A 17,977-nucleotide genomic window follows, 5' to 3' on the forward strand; every position below is an offset into this window, starting at 1 on the left:
GACCTGATCCTCATCAGGCCGTCTTGAGGATCAGGTCAGCACGCACGTTGCCGTCACGGGGCAGCGGGCCCCGCGGACGACGTCGCCTGGTCCACCGCCCCGCCGTAGCGGCGGTCGCGGCGCGCGAACTCCTCGACGGCGCGCCACAGGTGCCGGCGGTCGACGTCGGGCCACGGCTCCGGCAGGAACACCATCTCCGCGTACGCGGCCTGCCAGATCATGAAGTTGGACGTGCGCTGCTCCCCCGACGAGCGCAGGAACAGGTCGACGTCCGGCAGGTCCGGCTCGTCGAGGTACTTCTGGACGGTCTTCTCGGTGACCCGGGCCGGGTTGAGCCGGCCCGCGGCGACCTCGCGGGCGATGGCTGCCGCGGCGTCCGCGATCTCCGCCCGCCCGCCGTAGTTCACGCACATGGTCAGGGTGCAGCGGTCGTTCTCGCGGGTCATCTCCTCGGCGACCTGCAGCTCCTTGATCACCGACCCCCACAGCCGGGGCCGGCGCCCGGCCCAGCGGATGCGCACGCCCCACGAGGACATCTCGTCACGGCGGCGGCGGATGACGTCGCGGTTGAAGTTCATGAGGAACTTCACCTCGTCGGGCGACCGCTTCCAGTTCTCCGTGCTGAACGCGTAGGCCGACACGTGCTTGACGCCGATCTGCACCGCTCCGGCGACGACGTCGAGCAGCGACTTCTCGCCCTGCTTGTGCCCCTCGATCCGCGGCAGGCCACGGGCGTTGGCCCACCGGCCGTTGCCGTCCATGACGATCGCCACGTGGTTCGGCACGAACTGTGCCGGGATCGCGGGCGGCGTCGCTCCGGACGGGTGCGGGTACGGCTCCGCGTACTCGCGGGCGTTGCGGGGCATCAGGCCTCTCTCTCCGTCAGGCGCGCTCGGTCACGCGCGCTCGATCATGCGCAACGAGCGCAGCGTGCGCTCCAGGTAGTACTGCGAGTACGCCGCGACCAGGCCGGACGCCTCGGTGCGGTGCCGCGGTTCCGCCGCGTCCGCCGTCGTCCAGTCGCCGCCGAGCAGCGCGCCCAGCAGCGCGAAGGTCTCCGGCGCCGGCGCGGTCGAGCCCGGCGGGCGGCAGCGGGAGCACACCGCGCCGCCCTGCCCGACGGAGAACGCGTGGTGCGGGCCGGGCTCGCCGCACCGGGCGCAGTCCGTGAAGGACGGCGCCCACCCGGCGACGGCGAGGCCGCGCAGCAGGTACGAGTCGAGCACGAGGCCCGGTGCGTGCGTGCGCTCCGACAGCGCCCGCAACGCTCCCGCGAGCAGCCAGTACTGCTGCACCGCCGGCTCGTGCTCGGCCGCGACGAGGCGGTCGGCGGCCTCGAGCATCGCGGCGCCCGAGGTGTACAGCGCGTAGTCCTCGCAGATGGCGCGCGCGTACGGACCCACCGTCTCGGCCTGCGTCACCGTGTCGAGGTTGCGCCCCGTGTGCAGCTGCACGTCCACCACCATGAATGGCTCGAGCCGGGCGCCGAAGCGCGACGACGTGCGTCGGACGCCCCGTCCCACCGCGCGCACCTTGCCGTGCTCGCGCGTCAGGAACGTCACGATGCGGTCCGCCTCACCCAGCTTGTGGGTGCGCAGCACGATCGCGTCGTCTCGGTACAGGGGCACGGTCCCATTGTCCCAGGCCCCACCCACGAAAGTTGTCAGAGCCACGTGTGGGTATGCCCGCACCTGGCTCTGACAGCTGTGCAGGCCCCACACGTGTCAGAGCCACGTCACACCATGGCGTGACGTGGCTCTGACAGGTGTTCGGGCGGTCAGCCGCGGTCAGCCGCGGGCGGCGCGGTTCACGGCCGACACGACGGCCTTCAGCGACGCGGTCGTGATCGACGGGTCGATGCCGACGCCCCACAGCACGTCGTCGCCGACCTGGCACTCGACGTACGCCGCAGCCGTGGCGTCACCGCCCTCGGACAGGGCGTGCTCGGCGTAGTCCAGCACGCGAACGTCCACGCCGACCTTCGAGATCGCGTCGACGAACGCGGCGAGCGGCCCGTTGCCGGTGCCCTCGAGCGTCACGTCCTCGCCGTGGTCGACGACGTCGACGGCCAGGGCCGTGGCCCCGCCCTCGGCGGCCGTGGTCCGCGTCTGGCGCAGCCGCAGGCGACCCCACGGCTCGAGGCCGCGCGCGTCGTGCTCCTCGACGGGCAGGTACTCGTCGCTGAACATCCGCCAGATGTCGGAGCCCGTGACCTCGCTGCCCTCGGCGTCGGTGAAGTGCTGCACCACGCCCGAGAACTCGATCTGCAGCCGGCGGGGCAGGTCCAGCGAGTGCTCGGTGGACAGCAGGTACGCGACGCCGCCCTTGCCCGACTGCGAGTTCACGCGGATCACGGCCTCGTACGACCGGCCCACGTCCTTCGGGTCGATCGGCAGGTACGGCACGCCCCAGGTGAGGGAGTCCACGGACCTGCCCTCCGCCTCGGCGCGGGCCGACATGTGCTCGAAGCCCTTCTTGATCGCGTCCTGGTGCGAGCCGGAGAACGCCGTGAAGACCAGGTCGCCGACGTACGGGTGCCGCTCGTGCACGGGGATCTGGTTGCAGTGCTCCACCGTGCGGCGGATGCCGTCGATGTCGGAGAAGTCGATCTGCGGGTCGATGCCCTGCCCGAACAGGTTCATGCCCAGGGTGACCAGGTCGACGTTGCCCGTGCGCTCCCCGTTGCCGAAGAGGCAGCCCTCGATGCGGTCGGCGCCGGCCTGGTAGCCCAGCTCGGCAGCGGCGACAGCCGTGCCGCGGTCGTTGTGGGGGTGCAGGGACAGCACGACGTGCTCACGGAAGGCCAGGTTCCGGTTCATCCACTCGATGGAGTCGGCGTACACGTTCGGCGTGGCCATCTCGACGGTCGCCGGCAGGTTGATGATCACCGGCCGCTCGGCCGTGGGCTCCAGCACCTCCAGCACCTCGTTGCAGATGCGAGCCGCGAACTCGAGCTCCGTGCCGGTGTACGACTCGGGCGAGTACTCGTAGTACACCGTCGTCTCGGGGATCGTCTCCTCGAGCTTGCGGCACAGGCGCGCGCCCTGCAGCGCGATGTCGACGATGCCGTCCATGTCGCTGCGGAAGACGACCTCGCGCTGCAGGATCGACGTCGAGTTGTAGATGTGCACGATCGCCTGCTTCGCGCCCCGGATCGCGTCGTAGGTGCGCTCGATCAGGTGGTCGCGGCACTGGGTGAGCACCTGGATGACGACGTCGTCGGGGATGCGGCCCGTGTCGATGAGCTGCCGCACGAAGTCGAAGTCCGTCTGCGACGCGGACGGGAAGCCGACCTCGATCTCCTTGTAGCCCATCTGCACCAGGAGGTCGAACATCCGCAGCTTGCGCTCGGCGTCCATCGGCTCGATCAGGGCCTGGTTGCCGTCGCGGAGGTCGACGGCGCACCAGCGGGGCGCCTTCGTGATCCGCTGGTCGGGCCACGTGCGGTCCGGCAGGTCCACCTGGATCTGCTCGTGGAACGGGACGTAGCGGGTGTACGGCATCCCGGACGGGCGCTGAGGGTTGGCGCCGGCGATGCCCTGGGGGTGGGAGTTCTGCATGGTGTCGCGTCCTTCGGTGGGGGCTCGGTGGCCGCCGTCCCGGGTTCGGGTCCGACGGTCATGACCAGTCGGCCGGCACGCCACAACCTCCGCGACGGGGGGTCCGGCCTTAGAGGGCCCCGCCGCGGCACCGAAGGAGGAGGCTCACCGTGCGATGCACGCTGCCACGGTACACCTTCGTCACGGCCGGTCAGCGCCGTGCCCGCAGGGCGGCGTCGACGGCGGGGTCCCCCAGCGCGCCGAGCCAGTCCAGCAGGGCCGGGTAGGTGGACGGGTTGCCCGCGACGTACGACCGCAGGTACGGCGCCTCGGCGGCGATCCGCGCCAGGTCGGCGAGCGGGGTGGCCGGGTCCATCGCCTGGGCGGCGCTCCATCCCGGCGCCTGGGCGACCGCCGCCGGCACAGGAGGGAGCACCTGGGTCGAGTCGACCGGCTGGTGCCCGCGCACCGGCTCCATCTGCTGCGTCGCGTCCATCGGACGGGCGACCGGCCGCGTCCCGGCCGCGACGGGCGCGGCGGCGGTCGTTGCCGAGACGGCGGCGACCGGGGCGCTCTGCGTCCGCACCGTCTGACCGCTGCCGGTCGTCGGCCGCGCCTCGGCCCGCGCTGCGGGCTCCGGCTCGGGCTCGGGCTCGGGCTGAGGCTCCGGCTCGGGCTCCGGCTCGGGCTCCGACGCGACGAGCTCACGGACCGACGACGGCACGAGCAGCACGGCCAGCACCACGCCGGGCAGGCCGAACGCGACGAGCAGCTCCTCCACGTTCGACTGCGTGCCCAGCCCCGCACGGGCGACGACGATCACCAGGCCGAGCACGGCGAGCACGCACGCCGCGCCCACGGCGGTGACGTGCCCGGTGCGCGGGTCGTGCGCCAGCGAGCGCCGCGCCATGAACGCGACGACGACCATCAGCACACCGACGATGAGGCGGAGCACGAACGCCACCTCGACGCCCGTGCTGATGATCCGGACCAGTGCGACCAGGGCCACGAACGCCGCGACGAGCGCCACCAGCCCGAGGGCCCGGACCGCCACGGCGATCCAGCGCTCGGCCCGCACGGCGTCGGGGTCGTCGGCGGTACGGGCGGCGTCGTCGACGATCCGGCGCGCGGTGACGGCGGCGACCACGGGCAGCAGGAGCAGCCCCAGCCGCTGCTCGTGCACGCTCTCGAACCAGGGCCGCAGGTTGCCACCGGCGAACAGGACGAGCTCGAGCGCCACGGCCCCGCCCAGCGCGAGCAGTACGTATCCGGCGGAGAGGTCCCCGGAGCGCAGGTAGGTGCCGATGGTGAACCACAGGACGCCGAGCACCACCAGGGCGTTGAGGGTGCCGATGACGGTGGTGGTCCAGTCGGCGCCCTGCACGAGGGACGCCACGGGCGTCGCGAGGGTGCCGAGCGCGACGACGAGGGCGACGGCGGCGGGCAGGTGCTTCCAGCGGGTCGCAGCCGCGAGCGCGGCACCGGCCAGGCCGACGGCGAGGCCCGCCCCCACCCCGCCGGCGGCGTCGGTGGGGCCCGTCGCGTCCAGCACGAGGTACACCACGGCGACGAGCGCGTAGGGGATGCAGGCCAGTGCCACCGTGCGGCGCGCGGTCAGCACGTCCCACGACGCCGGACCGATGCCGCCGCGGCGCAGGTACGGCGCGGCGACGGCGAGCAGGGCGAGGACCGTGACGAGCACGATCTCCAGACGGTCGCTGCCCCGGTGCGCGTGGTCCCACGGCAGCGGCAGCGCCACGAGGAGCGCGCACGCCGCCACGACGTCGCGCACGAGCTCACGGACCGGCACCCCGCCGAACGGCGAGCGCTCCTGCTCGGGTGCGTCGATGGTGTGGGGTTCGGTCATGCGGGCGTCTCCATGGTGCTCCTGGGCGGTCGGAGGCGTCGGCACGCCCCCGCTCTGTTTCTACCCGACAAGGCGGCCCCGCGTCGTGTCCCGCGCGGGCGGGTTGGTCACACCACCCGCCCGGGTGCTCAGATCCCCAGCTGGTACACGCCCCAGTAGGCCAGCGTGCACAGCAGGAAGAGCGAGCCCGCCAGGGTGCACCAGAAGGTGAGCACGGCAGGCCAGCCGCGGGCCACCGCGACGTCGGCCCCGGCCCGGCGCTCCGCGCGCGCGTCCGACACCCGCCGGATCACCAGCGCCCCGGCGACCGCCGTCGCGACGCCGAGCAGCCGCACGGCGATCCAGCCGCCCTGCACGACGAGGTCGTCCCGCTGGTAGTCCAGCGCCAGCCGCGCGACGGCGAGGAGGTAGACGACGAGGGCGGCCGTCGTCGCGACCGTGCCCAGCCCGAGGCCCAGCAGCGACGAGCGCATGCCGCGCGCGAGCCGGGGCGCCGAGGTGGTCGACCGACGCAGCACGACCCGGCGCACGAGCGCGTGCACGCCCCACACGAGCGGGCCGAGGAGGAGCAGGGCGGCGCCGGCGATCACCCCGCCGACGACGATGTCGCCGTTCCCCCACCACCGCGGCTGCGGCACGGCCGAGGCCAGGTACAGCTGGTTGGGGGTGTCGCCGGCGATCCGCGGGTCGGCGGCGGCCGTGCCCGGCATCCCCTGGATCCAGGTGGACACGTCGCGCGCGAAGTCGGGGTGCAGGTGCATCCCGCCGTCGCGCGGCACGTTGATGCCGTGGTTCGCCCCGGCGTAGTACCGGACCGTGACGGGGGCGTCGTCGCCGTTCACCGAGGTGTCGGCGATGACCTGCCGCGCGCCCTGCTCGATCGGCATCGACGGGTCCGCCGTCCCGTAGACGACGAGCACGGGCGCCGTCTGCTGCTCGAGCCAGGGCCGCACGTCGAAGTCGACGTAGTCGAACCCGCCACCAGGCAGCTGCATGCCCACGGCCCGCGGGATGGCGCGGAACACCTGGTCGGGCACGCCGGTGTTGCGCAGGTAGTTGTCGACGGCGAACGCGGCCTGCTCGCGCGGCGGCACGACGGGCGCCGAGACGAGGACGGTGAACGCGATCGTCGGGTCCTTCGCCTGCATCACCGGCACGATCCAGGTGCCCTCGGACTCGCCGTAGACGCCGACGCGGTCCGGGTCGACCCCGTCGACCTTGCGGAGCAGCTCCACGGAGCGCTCGTAGTCTCCGGCCATCGCGACGTAGTCCCGGTCGCGCGTGGTGTAGGTGTCGAGCCGCTTGTCCGGCACGAGGGTGACGACGCCCGCGCTCGCGAGGGCGGTGGCGGACTCCGTGAACGCCTCGGTGGACTTGCCCGTACCGGCGCCGTGCACGTACACGACGCCCGGTCGGTCCGTCAGCACCGCGCCGTCCTGGTCCAGGGGCTGCCGCAGCAGGCCGTGCACGACGACGCCGTCCAGCGGGATCGTCACGGTGGTCTCGCGGACGTCGAACTCGCCGACCTCGCCCAGGTCGGCGTCCGCCGCGACGCCGCCGATCGCGGTGTCCTCGGTCGCCGGCGCCAGGTGGTCGGTGACGGGCACCGGGTCCCACTGCGGTCCGGCCACCGCCCCGGTCAGTGCCAGGCCCACCAGGATCGCCGCCGTCGTCGCTATAGTCCGGAACACCACGCAGCGATGCTACTCGGCGCCACCGGCGCGAACCGCCCCGGAATCCCCCCGCCACCTCGGGGGACGTCCCCCGGATCGCGGACCCGGCGACGGGGAGGCCGTCAGAAGCCGAGCCGCTGGAGCTGCTTGGGGTCCCGCTGCCAGTCCTTGGCCACCTTGACGTGCAGGTCGAGGTACACGCGGGTGCCGAGCAGCTTCTCGATCCCCTTGCGGGCGGTCGTGCCGACCTCACGCAGCCGGGACCCGCCCTTGCCGATGACGATCGCCTTCTGGCTCTCGCGCTCCACGAACAGGTTCACGCGCACGTCGAGCAGCGGCGGGCGCCCCTTCGCCGCGTCGCCGGTGCCCTCACGCTCCAGGATCTCGTCCACCACCACGGCCAGGGAGTGCGGCAGCTCGTCGCGCACGCCCTCCAGGGCGGCCTCCCGGACCAGCTCGGCGACCATGACCTGCTCGGGCTCGTCGGTGAGCTCGCCGCCCGGGTAGAGCTCGGGACCCTCCGGGAGGTGCGCGACCAGGACGTCGGTCAGCTCGTCCACCTGGTAGCCGTCCCGCGCCGAGACGGGCACGATGGCCGACCAGTCGCGGTCCAGCGACCGCGCGAGCTCGTCGACGGCCATCAGGTGCTCGACCAGCCGCGCGCGGTCGACGAGGTCGGACTTGGTCACGACGGCGACGACCGGCACGGCGCGCCGACCTTCCATGAGCGGCGCGAGCTGCGAGGCGATGTACCGGTCGCCCGGGCCGATCCGCTGGTCGGCGGGCAGGCAGAACGCGATGACGTCGACCTCGCCGAGGGTGTCCTGGACCAGCGCGTTCAGCCGCTCGCCCAGGAGGGTGCGGGGCCGGTGCAGCCCCGGGGTGTCGACCAGCACCAGCTGGGCGTCGTCACGGTGCACGATGCCGCGGATGGTGTGGCGGGTGGTCTGCGGCCGGGCGGACATGATCGCGACCTTCTCCCCCACCAGGGCGTTGGTGAGGGTCGACTTGCCGACGTTGGGTCGCCCCACGAGGCAGGCGAAGCCGGAGCGGTGGGGTGCGTCGTCGGGGTGGCGCGAGAGGTCGGTGGTCATGCGTGTGCTTCCTTCTGGTCCGGCGGTGCGACCCTGTCGCCCGCTGCTGTGTCGTCGTCCGTGGGTGCCGCGCGCTGCACGCGCAGCGTGGCGAGCTGCTTGCGTCGGCCGTCGACGCGGTCCGCGACGAGGTGCAGGCCGCCGACGTCGGCGGTGGCGCCGGTCAGCGGCACCTTGCCGAGCGCCTTGGCCAGCAGGCCGCCGGCCGTGTCCACGTCGTCGTCGTCGAGCCGCAGGTCGAACAGCTCGCCGAGCTCGTCGACCGGCATCCGCGCGGAGACCAGGAACGTGCCGTCCCCCAGGTCCTCGGGCTCGAGCACGCGGGCGGTGTCGTGCTCGTCGGTGAGCTCACCGACGAGCTCCTCGATGACGTCCTCGACCGTGACGAGCCCGGCGATGCCACCGTACTCGTCGACGACGACGGCGATGTGGGAGCGCGAGGCCTGCATCTCCCGCAACAGCTCGTCCGCCGGCTTCGACTCCGGCACGAAGACCGCCTCGCGGGCCACGTCGACCACGGGGAGACCTGCGGCGCCGGGCTCGTTCTCGAGCACCCGTGCGACGTCCTTGAGGTAGACGACGCCGACGAGGTCGTCGACCTCGTCGCCGACGACGGGGACGCGCGAGTAGCCGGAGCGCAGGAAGAGCCGCATGACCTTGCGCAGCGGGGTGTCGGCGGCGACGGTCACCATGTCGGTGCGCGGCACCATCACCTCGCGGGTGAGGGTGCCGCCGAGCTCCACGACCGACCGGATCAGCTCGCGCTCGGCGTCCTCGATCGCCTCGTTGTCACGCACGCGCTCGGCGACCTCGCGCAGCGCGTCCTCGCCGGGGTCGTGCTCGCCGTCCCGCTCCGTGCCGCGCGCGGCCCGGTCGGTGCGGTCGGTGAGCCAGGCCGCGCCGCGGTGCACCGCCGACAGCGGGCCCGCCAGCGCCAGGAGCACCGCCAGCGGGCGGCGCAGCCCCAGCGCGCGCGGGCTCAGGCGGACGAAGACGACGCCCGCCGCGAGCCCGACGACGGCCGCGACGAGCAGCACCTGCCACCAGGAGTCGAACCAGTCCGCGATCATCAGCGTGGCCGCCGCGAGCGCGATCGTCTCGGCGAAGACGCGCACCAGGGCGAACGCCGCCACCGCCGCGGGCGGGTCGACGACCAGCCCCTGCACGGCACGCAGGCGCGTGAGGCGGGTGCGGCGTGCGGCGGAGGTCAGCTCCTCGGACGTCTCGGCCTCGACGACCGCGTCCGCCACCGAGGTACGCGTGATCCGCAGGACCGCCGCCTCGCCGGCCGACAGCATCCCCGCGAGGGAGAGCGCGACCAGCGCGACCAGGGCCAGCAGCAGCTCGGGTCCGTCCATTCAGGCCACCGCCGCCGTCACCGGCCGGCGAGGAACGTGAGCAGGAGGCGGCGCTGGAGCGCGAACATCTCCTTCTCCTCGTCCGGCTCGGCGTGGTCGTAGCCGAGCAGGTGCAGGATGCCGTGCGTGGTCAGCAGGAGCAGCTCCTCCGCCGTCGAGTGGCCCGCGACCGTGGCCTGCTGGGCCGCCACCTCGGGGCACAGCACGACGTCGCCGAGCGTGCCGGGCGGCGTCTCCTCGCCCTCCCGGCCGGGGCGCAGCTCGTCCATCGGGAAGGAGAGCACGTCCGTGGGACCGGGCTCGTCCATCCACTGCACGTGCAGCTCCGTCATCACCGCCGTGTCGACGAACATGATCGACAGCTCGCTGCGCGGGTGCACGTGCAGGCTGTCCAGGACGAACCGGCCCAGTGCCGCGAACTCGGCCTCGTCGACCTCCACGCCGGACTCGTTGGCGACCTCGATGCTCATGGCTTGCGTGTCCCTCGTTCGTGCGGGCCGCGGCCCTGTCGTCCTTGTCGTGCCGGTCCTGCCTGGTCGGGACGCGCCGTCGCCACGTCCCACCGCGCATACGCGTCGATGATGTCGCCGACGAGCCGGTGCCGCACGACGTCCGCCGAGGTCAGCCTGCAGAACTCGACGTCGTCGACACCAGTGAGAATGTCCTCGACCACCCGGAGACCCGACGCCGTGCCGCCGGGCAGGTCCACCTGCGTCGCGTCGCCCGTGATGACCATCGTCGAGCCGAAGCCCAGGCGGGTGAGGAACATCTTCATCTGCTCACCGGAGGTGTTCTGCGCCTCGTCGAGAATGATGAACGCGTCGTTGAGCGTGTTGTGGGTGACGAGGAAGTCGTCGGTCACGTACAGCGAGTCCGCCGCCGCGACCTGGATGCACATCGTCTCCCTCTCCCCTGCGGGGAGGATCGAGTCGACGAACCGCATCGGCCGACCGCCGCCGAGCTCCCGGTACTTCTGCACCTTCCGGGTGAGGCGGAACGGCGGCACGCCCTCGGGGAGCCGGACCTCGACGACGAAGGCGTCCGACCGGTAGGGGACCGGACGTCCGTCGACGAGTCCGGGCTTGCGCCCCTCTGCCTCTCGCACGCGTGTCGTGGCGGTACCACCGAGTGACCGGACGAGCCGCACGACGTCCTTGTAGAGCTGGGGGGAGGTCGTCGTGTACTGCACCCTGCAGGTACGCCCAGCCTGCGTCACGGGACCGCCGTCGGTGTCCAGGAGGCCCTGGAGCACCGCGAGCCGCACCGTCCGGCTGTTGTTCAGGTAGATCTCCGGCACGAACTTGGTCCGAGACTTCTTGCCGTCCAGCCCGAGCTCGCGCAGCGCAGCCTTGACCGGGTGCGTGACGATGACCCCGCCTCGATGACCGTCGACGTTCCGGAGGACGTAGTTGTAGCCGCCCCTGTCGACCAGCTCGATCCCTGGCAAGGCAGCTTCGAGCGCCTCGGCGAGCTCCGGGTCCGCCGTCGCGAACGAAGGCGTCGCGTGCGAAGAGCTACATCCGTCGCCCAGCATCAGGCCGAGCGCGTAGGGGTCCATCGGCACGCCCCGGGGCTCGAGCTCCACCGGGTCCACCATCGGCAGCTCGAACCGTCGGGTGTGGCCGTTCCACTCCTGACCGATCATCTCCCGGGTCTCGACGGTTCGAGACGTGCCTCGACGCTTGTCCGAGGCGGTTCGCACGGTCCACAGGTGTTCGCCGCAGCACACCGTCGACGACGCGTCGGACGCGGTCACCCGGTACACCTGCTTCACGCCCTGCGGATAGATGCCGATGACCGGCGTCGGGCGCCCGTCGGAGCCGATGACCAGGTCGCCGACCCGGAGGCTGCCCATCTCGCGGAAGCCCGTCGGTGTGAGGACCTTCGCGTCGTAGGGCTGCGCGCGGCCCCGCATGTAGGCGAGCGGTGCCACCTCGATCGTGCCCGCCTCGATGAGCCGCGGGATCGCGTCGGGGTCCATCATGTCGTGCAGCGCGTCGTACAGCGGCCGCAGGTACGGGTCGATCTTGTCGCTCAGGGAACCGGGCAGGTAACCCAGCTTCTCCCCCGCCTCGACGGCCGGGCGGGTGAGCACGATCCGGTTCACGCGCTTGGCCTGCAGCGCCTGCACGGCCTTGGCCATCGCCAGGTACGTCTTGCCGGTGCCGGCGGGGCCGATGCCGAACGTGATGGTGTTCGCGTCGATCGCCTCGACGTAGCGCTTCTGCCCCACGGTCTTGGGGCGGATGGTGCGCCCGCGGCTCGACAGGATGTTGAAGGTGAGCACCTCGGCGGGCCGCTGGGCGGCGGCCGCGGTGAGCATCTGGACCGACCGGGCGACGACGTCGGGCGTGAGCGGCGTCCCGGACTCGACCACCTCGACCAGCTCGTCGAGCAGGCGGGAGACCAGGGCGACGTCGCCGGCGGGTCCGCTCACCACGATCTCGTTGCCGCGCGCGTGCACGTCGACGCCCGGGAAACCGTCCTCGACGGCCCGCAGCACGGAGTCCCTGCTGCCGAGCAGCGCGACCATCGGCACGTGCGGGGGCACCACGATGCGGTGCTCGGTGGAGCGCTCGGCGTGCGCGGCCGACGCGCCGCGGCTGCCGGAGTCGGCGTGGGGTGTCGATGTCATGGGTCCGGCTGAGCCGGGGCCCTCCTTCGCGAGACGGAGATCGTGGGCGTCACGAGTCTATCGAGCGGGCGCCCACCCCGGCACGCGCTTTGCCTCAGGCGGGGGTCCACCCGAGCTGGGCACCGGCCAGCACGTGGCCGTGCACGTGGAAGACGCTCTGCCCGGCACGGGGGCCGGAGTTGAAGACGAACCGGTACTGGCCGTCGGCGAGCTCGCCCGCCACCCGGTCGGCCAGCGCGACCACGTCGGCCAGCAGCGCCGGGTCCGCGGCGGCGAGCGTCGCGACGTCGCCGTGGTGCTCCTTCGGCACGACGAGCACGTGCACGGGCGCCTTCGGGTCGATGTCGCGGAAGGCGATCACGCGGTCCGAGTCGGCGACCACGTCGGCGGGTACGTCGCCGGCGACGATCTTGCAGAACAGGCAGTCGGTCGAGGCGCTCGTCATGCCTCGGACGTTACCGCGCCGGGGCGTGTCCCCGCGCGGCCCGGGCCGGCGGCCCGGCGGCGTCAGGCCCAGCGGCCGAGACGCTCGCTCAGCAGGGCGACGGCCACCGGCCCGGCGGTGGAGGTCCGCAGCACGTGCGGCCCGAGCCGCGCCGCCACGGCACCCGCCTCGACGAGGGCCTCCAGCTCCGCGTCCGCGATCCCGCCCTCCGGCCCGACGACGACCAGCAGCGCCGGCGCGCCCGCGCCGGGCTGCGGCGCTGCGGGCAGCTCGACCCGCGCGAGCGGTGTCGTCGCGTCCTCGTGCAGCACGACGACGGCGCCGCCGGCCTCGACCACCTCGCGCGCCCGGGCGACGAGCAGGCGCGTCGTCAGCGGCTCGTCGACGGGCGGCAGGCACGCGCGCCGCGCCTGCTTCACGGCGGAACGCACCGTGGCCACCCACTTGGCGTGCGACTTCGCCGCCCGCGCCCCGCGCCACACGACGACGGACCGGTCGGCCTGCCACGGCACCACGGCGTCGACGCCGACCTCGACGGCGGCCTCCACGGCCAGCTCGTCCCGGTCGCCCTTGGCGAGCGCCTGCACCAGCGTCAGCACGACGTCCGGCGCAGGCTCGGCGACCACCTCGGCGACGCGCAGGCGCACCTCCCCGCCCTCGACCGCGTCGACGACGCAGCGCAGCCGCGTCCCCGCACCGTCGACGACGTCCAGCCGCTCGCCCGGGCCGCGGCGCTGCACGACGCCCGCGTGCCGCCCCTCCGCCCCGTCGAGCACGTAGACGTCGCCCACGGCCAGCGCGCCGAGCGTGCCGCCGTCGGCGAGGAAGACGGGCGCGCTCACCTCAGCGGCCGCTCAGCTTGTCACGCAGGCGCGAGAAGACGCCCGGGTGCGCCGCGGTCAGCCGCGGCTCGGGGCGCTCCTCCCCGCGCAGCGTGGCCAGGGAACGCAGCAGCTCGGTCTGCTCCTCGTCCAGGCCGGTAGGCACCTGGACGTCGACGTGCACGTTGAGGTCGCCCCGCCCGCCGGCGTGCAGGTGCCCCACGCCGAGGCCCTTGAGGGTCACGACTTGCCCCGGCTGGGTGCCCGGGCGCAGGTCGATCTCCTGCTCGCCGTCGAGCGTCTCGAGGTCCAGGACGGTGCCGAGCGCGGCCGCCGTCATCGGCACCTGGAGCGTGCAGTGCAGGTCGTCGCCACGGCGCACGAAGGTGTCGTGCGGCTTCTCGCGGATCTCGACGTACAGGTCGCCGGCCGGGCCGCCGCCGGGGCCGACCTCGCCCTGCGAGGTGAGCTTGATGCGGGTGCCCGTGTCGACGCCGGCGGGGACGTTGACCGTCAGGGTCCGGCGGGAGCGGACGCGCCCCTCGCCGGAGCAGTCGGCGCACGGCTCGGGGATGACCGTGCCGAAGCCCTGGCAGGCGGCGCACGGCGCGGTCGTCATGACCTGGCCGAGGAAGGAGCGCGCCACGCGCTGCACGTTGCCCCGGCCGTGGCAGACCTCGCACGTCTTGAGGTCGGTGCCCGGCCGGCAGCCGTTGCCGCCGCACGTGCCGCACACCACGGCGGTGTCGACCTGCAGCTCACGCTTGGCACCGAACGCCGCCTCGGCGAGGTCGATGTCCATGCGCACGAGGGCGTCCTGCCCGCGGCGGGCGCGCGGCACGGGCCCTGCGGGCGCTCCGCCGCCGCCGAAGAACGTCTCGAAGATGTCCTGGAAGCCGAACCCGTTGCCGAACCCGGCACCGGCGCCGCCGGAGGGCGAGCTCGGGTCCACCCCCATGTCGTACTGCTGGCGCTTGTCCGGGTTGGACAGCACCTCGTAGGCGCGGGCGACGTCCTTGAAACGATCCTCGCCGGCCTCGCCGGCGACGTCGGGGTGCAGCTCGCGGGCGAGCTTGCGGTACGCCTTCTTGATCTGCTCGGCCGTGGCGTCGCGGGGGACGCCCAGGATCTCGTAGTAGTCGGTCACAGGTCTCTCTTCGGTGACGTGTCGGTGACGTGCACGGTCAGGTCGTCGGGTCAGGTTTCGCGGGGCGGCCTCAGCTGGGCAGCACCCGGGACAGGTAGCGGGCGACGGCGCGCACCGAGGCGATCGTGCCCGGGTAGTCCATCCGGGTGGGGCCGATGGACCCGAGGATGGCCACGGTGTCGCCGTCGCTCCCGTATCCGGAGGCGACGACGGACGTCTCGGTGAGCCCGTCGAGGCGGTTCTCGTGGCCGATCCGGATCCCCACCCCGGTGCCGGGCTCGGTGGCCAGCTCGGTGAGGAGGCCGAGGAGCACGACCTGCTCCTCGAGCGCCTCGAGGACCGGGCTCAGGCCCTGCTCGAACCGCATCTCGGCCCGGGCGAGGTTCGCGGTGCCGGCCAGGACGATGCGCTCCTCGCGCTGCGCCCCGAGGGTGTCGACCACGAGCTCGGCGATGCCCCGGGCCAGCGGCGCCAGCTCGGCGTCCAGCCCACCCACGACGCGCGCGAACGCGTCGGGGAGCTCCGAGAGCCGCTTGCCGGCGGCCGCCGCGTTGAGGCGACCGCGCAGCTCGCCGAGCGTGCCCTCGTCGAGGGCACCCGGGTGCGGGGCCGGGCCGGCGGGCGAGTCCCCCGCGACGACGGCAGGCTCGGAGCCGGGTGCGGAGCCGACGTCGAGGAACCGCTGCTCCACGCGCCCGGTGTCGCTGATCACGACGACCAGGAGCCGCGCTCCCCCGACGGGGACGAGCTCCAGGTGGCGCAGCCCCGACAGTCGCAGGGACGGGTACTGGACCACGGCGACCTGCCCGGTGAGCTGGGCGATGAGCCGCCCCGCCCGCCCGAGCACGTCGTCCATGTCGATCGCCTCGGACAGGAACGCCTCGATCGCCCGGCGCTGCGGGCTGGTCAGGGGGCGGACCTCGGCGAGCCGGTCGACGAAGAGGCGGTACCCCTTGTCCGTCGGGATCCGGCCGGCCGAGGTGTGCGGCTGGGCGATGTACCCGGCCTCCTCGAGCGCGGCCATGTCGTTGCGGATCGTGGCGGGCGAGACGCCCAGGCCGTGCCGCTCGGTGAGCATGCGCGACCCCACCGGCTCACGCGTGTGGACGTAGTCCTCCACGATCGCGCGCAGCACGGCCAGCCGACGGTCCTCGCTCACGGTCCTCCCTCGTGCGACGTGCTCGTGCGGGGTGCTCGTGCGCAGCGGTCGCACACCCAGGACTCTCGCCCTTAGCACTCTCGTATCCCGAGTGCCATCCTACGCGGGCTCCCGGGCTGTCCGTCGGACGCCCGGCCGACACGTCACGGTGCCCCGTCTGAGGTACCCCCGGAGGCGACTGAGGTACCCCCGTCCGCGAAGATGCGGCACCTGACCGATCCGCCGCCGTACCTCAGGAGCCGAGAGTGGAGTCACCGGTCCACCAGGACCGGACGGCGAAGGAGATCCGTGATGAACGAGTTCCTGTACTACGACGAGTTCCGCCTCCGCGAGGCGGAGACCGAGCGGACGCTGCGCCAGGACGTCGAGCGGCACGAGGCCGCCTCCGGCGGCGACCGGCGCGGCCGGCACCTGGCCGCCGTGCGTCGCCGGGCGGACCGTCGCATGTGGGGCCTGCCCGCCACGCTGGCCCGCCCCTGGTCCCTGTGACCGGCGCCGCGCCGCAGGGCGCGGACGCCGGCACGCAGGGTGTCTCGACCACCGGCACGGGCCCGGCAGGAGCACCGCCCGCCTGGCACGATGACGAGGTGCCCGCCACCTCCACCGGGGCGCCCCTCGGGCCGCACCCCACCCACTCGTCACGGCCGCCCATGATCGGCCGCGACACCGAGCTCGCCGCCCTCCACGACGCGTTCGCCACAGCCCGCGACGGCGACGGCGGCACGGTCGTGGTCGGCGGCGAGGCCGGCATCGGCAAGACCCGGCTGGTCAGCGAGTTCCTCGCCGGGCTCGCGGGCGCCGCGGACGACGGCCCGCTCGTGCTGCACGGGCAGTGCGCCGACTCCGGCTCCGGTCCTCTCCCCTACGCGGCGCTCACGGGGATGCTGGCCGACGTGCTGGACGCCCTCGGCCCGGAGGCGACCCTCGAGGCCGCGGGCCCCGCCGCCGACGCGCTCGGCACCCTGGCGCCCGGCCTGGTGGACGTGCGACGCGACGTCGACCACGGCCGCCTGCCCGAGGTGGTCGCCGACCTCATGACGACCGTCGCCACCGCGCGGCCGGTCGTCGTCGTGCTCGAGGACCTGCACTGGTCCGACGACGTGACCCGCACGGTCCTGGCCCGGCTCGCCCGGTCCGCGCCCCGCTCGACCATGCTGGTGGTCGCCACCTACCGCAGCGACGACGTCGGGCGGCGCCACCCCCTGCGCACCACGCTGGCCGAGCTGGAGCGTTCCCGGCTGGCCACCCGGGTCGACGTGCCCCGCCTGGACGCGACGGACTCCGCCCGCCTCGTCACCACGCTCGTCACGGACGTCACGGCCCGAGGACGCGTCCGGGACCTGCCCGGCACCGTCCTCGGTGAGCTCGTCGAGCGCTCCGAGGGCGTGCCGTTCTACGCGGAGGAGCTCGCCGCGTTCGCCGGCGAGGCGATGCCCGTGTCGCTGCGCGACCTGCTGCTGCTGCGCTACTCGACCCTCAGCGACGACGCGCAGACGTTCTGCCGCACGGTCGCCGCCGCCGGCCAGCACGCCCCCCACGACCTGCTCACCGCCATGCTCGGCACGGACGGGCTCGACCGCGCCGAGGCGGCCGCGCGCGAGGCCGTCGAGGCACAGGTGCTCGTGGCGAACCCCGACGGCTACCGGTTCCGGCACGCGCTCATGCAGGAGGCCGTCGACGCCGAGCTGCTGCCGGGCGAGGCACGCCGGCTGCACGCGGCCTGCGCCCGCGCCATCGAGGAGAGCGGCCGGACGCTGCGCGACGTGGCGTCCGCCGCCGACCACTGGTGGCGCGCCCGGGTGCCCGACCGGGCCCTGGCCTCCGCCGTCGAGGTCGTCACGACCGCCGAGTCGGACGGCGCGACCTCCACCGCCGTCGCCGCGGGCGAGCGGGCCCTCGAGCTGTGGGACCTGGTCCCGGGCGCGGACCGGGTCGCGGGGCTGCACCACGCGGCGCTGCTGCGTCACGTCGCCGTGGCGCTCCAGGACGCCGCCCAGGTGGACCGCGCTGCCGGGATCGCGCGCGAGTCCGTCGCCGAGTGGCCCGCCGACGACCCTGCCGGCCGCGCCCAGGCCCTCTCGACGCTGGCCCACATCCTCGGCAAGGCGGGCGACGCCGCCTCGGACAACCTCCTCGACGAGGCCCTGGCGCTGCTGCCCGCGGACGACCATGCAGGCCGGGCGCCGCTCCTGCGGCTCAAGGCGCGCAACGCGATGATGGACCACCGCGACGTCGAGGC

The 17,977-nt window shown here is 73.7% G+C and carries 14 protein-coding genes and 3 pseudogenes; 2 read left to right on the plus strand and 15 right to left on the minus strand.

The window, feature by feature from the left end:
- Nucleotides 1-53: 53 nt before the first annotated feature.
- From ACFT55_RS11150 to ACFT55_RS11220, 15 genes and pseudogenes are all read right to left on the minus strand, one after another.
- Nucleotides 54-866, minus strand: coding sequence for an isoprenyl transferase (locus tag ACFT55_RS11150; RefSeq protein ID WP_380243898.1), 813 nt, complete (start codon nucleotides 864-866; stop codon nucleotides 54-56).
- 30 nt (nucleotides 867-896) lie between these two features.
- Nucleotides 897-1,628 carry a DNA repair protein RecO gene (gene recO / locus ACFT55_RS11155; protein ID WP_380243899.1) on the minus strand — a complete coding sequence of 244 codons (732 nt, stop codon included), beginning with the start codon at nucleotides 1,626-1,628 and terminating at the stop codon, nucleotides 897-899.
- A gap of 159 nt (nucleotides 1,629-1,787) precedes the next feature.
- Nucleotides 1,788-3,560, minus strand: coding sequence for a 2-isopropylmalate synthase (gene leuA, locus ACFT55_RS11160; protein WP_380243900.1), 1,773 nt, complete (start codon nucleotides 3,558-3,560; stop codon nucleotides 1,788-1,790).
- Between the two features lie 190 nt (nucleotides 3,561-3,750).
- Nucleotides 3,751-5,406 (minus strand): hypothetical protein, encoded by a 1,656-nt coding sequence (locus ACFT55_RS11165; RefSeq protein ID WP_380243901.1) that lies wholly within the window; start codon nucleotides 5,404-5,406, stop codon nucleotides 3,751-3,753.
- 128 nt (nucleotides 5,407-5,534) lie between these two features.
- The gene (locus ACFT55_RS11170; protein ID WP_380243902.1) at nucleotides 5,535-7,100 is read right to left on the minus strand and encodes an alpha/beta hydrolase family protein; all 1,566 of its coding nucleotides are present in this window, start codon (nucleotides 7,098-7,100) and stop codon (nucleotides 5,535-5,537) included.
- A 101-nt stretch (nucleotides 7,101-7,201) separates the two neighbouring features.
- A complete protein-coding gene (gene era / locus ACFT55_RS11175; protein WP_380243903.1) occupies nucleotides 7,202-8,173 on the minus strand; it encodes a GTPase Era in 972 nt (323 codons plus the stop codon).
- Nucleotides 8,170-9,531, minus strand: a complete 1,362-nt coding sequence (locus ACFT55_RS11180; RefSeq protein WP_380243904.1) for a hemolysin family protein — start codon at nucleotides 9,529-9,531, stop codon at nucleotides 8,170-8,172. Before ACFT55_RS11180 ends, era begins: the two co-directional genes overlap by 4 nt.
- Nucleotides 9,532-9,548: 17 nt before the next feature.
- Complete coding sequence (ybeY, locus tag ACFT55_RS11185) at nucleotides 9,549-10,001, minus strand: rRNA maturation RNase YbeY (protein WP_380243905.1); 453 nt, start codon at nucleotides 9,999-10,001, stop codon at nucleotides 9,549-9,551.
- A pseudogene (locus tag ACFT55_RS11190) lies at nucleotides 9,998-10,363 on the minus strand (PhoH family protein); the annotation flags it as partial. The gene ybeY and the pseudogene ACFT55_RS11190, both read right to left, overlap by 4 nt.
- A 261-nt stretch (nucleotides 10,364-10,624) precedes the next feature.
- A pseudogene (locus ACFT55_RS11195) lies at nucleotides 10,625-11,446 on the minus strand (LAGLIDADG family homing endonuclease); the annotation flags it as partial.
- Nucleotides 11,435-12,166 (minus strand): annotated as a pseudogene (locus tag ACFT55_RS11200) (PhoH family protein); the annotation flags it as partial. The pseudogenes ACFT55_RS11195 and ACFT55_RS11200, both read right to left, overlap by 12 nt.
- 94 nt (nucleotides 12,167-12,260) lie before the next feature.
- Nucleotides 12,261-12,611, minus strand: a complete 351-nt coding sequence (locus ACFT55_RS11205) for an HIT domain-containing protein (protein ID WP_380243906.1) — start codon at nucleotides 12,609-12,611, stop codon at nucleotides 12,261-12,263.
- A gap of 62 nt (nucleotides 12,612-12,673) precedes the next feature.
- Nucleotides 12,674-13,453 carry a 16S rRNA (uracil(1498)-N(3))-methyltransferase gene (locus tag ACFT55_RS11210; RefSeq protein WP_380243907.1) on the minus strand — a complete coding sequence of 260 codons (780 nt, stop codon included), beginning with the start codon at nucleotides 13,451-13,453 and terminating at the stop codon, nucleotides 12,674-12,676.
- Nucleotide 13,454: 1 nt separating this feature from the next.
- Nucleotides 13,455-14,579 (minus strand): molecular chaperone DnaJ, encoded by a 1,125-nt coding sequence (gene dnaJ / locus ACFT55_RS11215; protein ID WP_380243908.1) that lies wholly within the window; start codon nucleotides 14,577-14,579, stop codon nucleotides 13,455-13,457.
- A 70-nt stretch (nucleotides 14,580-14,649) separates the two neighbouring features.
- Nucleotides 14,650-15,738 (minus strand): HrcA family transcriptional regulator, encoded by a 1,089-nt coding sequence (locus ACFT55_RS11220; RefSeq protein WP_380243909.1) that lies wholly within the window; start codon nucleotides 15,736-15,738, stop codon nucleotides 14,650-14,652.
- Between the two features lie 291 nt (nucleotides 15,739-16,029).
- Here ACFT55_RS11220 and ACFT55_RS11225 point away from each other — a divergent pair, with 291 nt between their 5' ends.
- Together ACFT55_RS11225 and ACFT55_RS11230 are read left to right on the plus strand one after the other, a co-directional pair.
- A complete protein-coding gene (locus ACFT55_RS11225; protein ID WP_380243910.1) occupies nucleotides 16,030-16,227 on the plus strand; it encodes a hypothetical protein in 198 nt (65 codons plus the stop codon).
- On the plus strand, nucleotides 16,224-17,977 hold a 1,754-nt coding region (locus ACFT55_RS11230), incomplete at its 3' end, for an ATP-binding protein (RefSeq protein ID WP_380243911.1). The genes ACFT55_RS11225 and ACFT55_RS11230, both read left to right, overlap by 4 nt.

It is taken from the genome of Isoptericola sp. NPDC057191, from assembly GCF_042670225.1.
GTDB lineage: Bacteria > Actinomycetota > Actinomycetes > Actinomycetales > Cellulomonadaceae > Isoptericola.